This window comes from Flagellimonas flava (genome assembly GCF_050617915.1).
Lineage (GTDB): Bacteria > Bacteroidota > Bacteroidia > Flavobacteriales > Flavobacteriaceae > Flagellimonas > Flagellimonas flava_A.
Map to the genome: position 1 here is coordinate 1 of NZ_JBODQE010000124.1, position 246 is coordinate 246.

Here is a 246-nt window from a genome sequence, read left to right on the forward strand (position 1 = left end):
AAAATCTGGCATTTTGCTGGATGAAATACATAAGTTCGTAAGAACCAAGGTCTCCTTTGCTGAAAGCGACGGTGTCTTTGCAGATGACATTGAGCAGGGTATTCACATGATTCAAGAGGGTGAAATAATTGGTCTTGTGGAACATGTTATGGATTCTAAAAAATTAAAATGGAACACCTCCCACCAACACGAATTTGAAATTTATTGATCCCATGGTCAAACCTTTATTGATAGGCCCATTTAGCC

Annotated in this window: 1 pseudogene; it reads left to right on the plus strand. The window is 38.6% G+C overall.

The features are described from left to right. A pseudogene (locus ACRHOZ_RS21230) lies at positions 1-208 on the plus strand (histidine ammonia-lyase); the annotation flags it as partial. Positions 209-246 lie beyond the last annotated feature (38 nt).